Origin of the sequence: Shouchella lonarensis, assembly GCF_900096965.1 — a bacterium.
GTDB classification, from domain to species: Bacteria; Bacillota; Bacilli; order Bacillales; family Bacillaceae_D; genus Shouchella; species Shouchella lonarensis.
Window position 1 is genome coordinate 1 of the sequence record NZ_FMYM01000023.1, and the last position, 1,155, is coordinate 1,155.

Here is a 1,155-nt window from a genome sequence, read left to right on the forward strand (position 1 = left end):
ACCCGTTCCCATGCCGAACACGGTCGTTAAGCTCTTTTGCGTCGATAGTAGTTGGGGGCTTCCCCCTGCGAGCGTAGATCGGTGCCGGGTTGATAGTTGGAGGATTAGCTCAGCTGGGAGAGCACCTGCCTTACAAGCAGGGGGTCGGCGGTTCGATCCCGTCATCCTCCATTAATTATGCCGGTCTAGCTCAATTGGTAGAGCAACTGACTTGTAATCAGTAGGTTGGGGGTTCAAGTCCTCTGGCCGGCACCATTATATAAATTTATTTTATTTATGATAAATGTAAGAGCCATTAGCTCAGTTGGTAGAGCATCTGACTTTTAATCAGAGGGTCGAAGGTTCGAATCCTTCATGGCTCACCATGTTTGCGGGTGTGGCGGAATTGGCAGACGCGCTAGACTTAGGATCTAGTGTCTTTATGACGTGGGGGTTCAAGTCCCTTCACCCGCATTTACTTGCGGGAGTAGTTCAGTGGTAGAACACCACCTTGCCAAGGTGGGGGTCGCGAGTTCGAATCTCGTCTTCCGCTTGATAATAGTATTAGTAAGTCCTAGCCGGGGTGGTGGAATTGGCAGACACACAGGACTTAAAATCCTGCGGTAGGTGACTACCGTGCCGGTTCAAGTCCGGCCCTCGGCACCAGTAACTTCATAATGCGCCCGTAGCTCAATTGGATAGAGTGTCTGACTACGGATCAGAAGGTTAGGGGTTCGACTCCTCTCGGGCGCGCCATTTGATAAATCGGGAAGTAGCTCAGCTTGGTAGAGCACTTGGTTTGGGACCAAGGGGTCGCAGGTTCAAATCCTGTCTTCCCGACCATTAGAAATGGGGCCTTAGCTCAGCTGGGAGAGCGCCTGCTTTGCACGCAGGAGGTCAGCGGTTCGATCCCGCTAGGCTCCACCAATTCAACAAAGCTATTGACAAGGAACAAAATTAGTAGTAAACTATTTAAGTCGCCAACAAACAGCGACACAAGCTCATTGAAAACTAAACAATAGCCAAGCGTAAAAAGAGATCAATAGATCTCAACATGTAAGCCACAAAGAAATTTGTGCAAAATGAGCAAATCAAACACTTTAATGGAGAGTTTGATCCTGGCTCAGGACGAACGCTGGCGGCGTGCCTAATACATGCAAGTCGAGCGCACAGAAG

General features: G+C 49.6%; 9 tRNA genes and 2 rRNA genes. All 11 read left to right on the forward strand.

The window, feature by feature from the left end:
- Positions 1–90 (forward strand): 5S ribosomal RNA (gene rrf / locus BLT29_RS12975); the annotation flags it as partial.
- 8 nt (positions 91–98) lie between these two features.
- Positions 99–171, forward strand: a tRNA-Val gene (locus tag BLT29_RS12980).
- Between the two features lie 8 nt (positions 172–179).
- Positions 180–255, forward strand: a tRNA-Thr gene (locus BLT29_RS12985).
- Between the two features lie 34 nt (positions 256–289).
- Positions 290–365 (forward strand) — tRNA-Lys (locus tag BLT29_RS12990).
- A gap of 5 nt (positions 366–370) precedes the next feature.
- Positions 371–453 (forward strand) — tRNA-Leu (locus tag BLT29_RS12995).
- Positions 454–460: 7 nt separating this feature from the next.
- Positions 461–532, forward strand: a tRNA-Gly gene (locus BLT29_RS13000).
- A 24-nt stretch (positions 533–556) separates the two neighbouring features.
- A tRNA-Leu gene (locus BLT29_RS13005) sits at positions 557–645 on the forward strand.
- A gap of 13 nt (positions 646–658) precedes the next feature.
- Positions 659–735 (forward strand) — tRNA-Arg (locus BLT29_RS13010).
- A 10-nt stretch (positions 736–745) separates the two neighbouring features.
- Positions 746–822 (forward strand) — tRNA-Pro (locus tag BLT29_RS13015).
- Between the two features lie 8 nt (positions 823–830).
- Positions 831–906: transfer RNA gene (locus BLT29_RS13020), tRNA-Ala, on the forward strand.
- 173 nt (positions 907–1,079) lie between these two features.
- A 16S ribosomal RNA gene (locus BLT29_RS13025) occupies positions 1,080–1,155 on the forward strand; the annotation flags it as partial.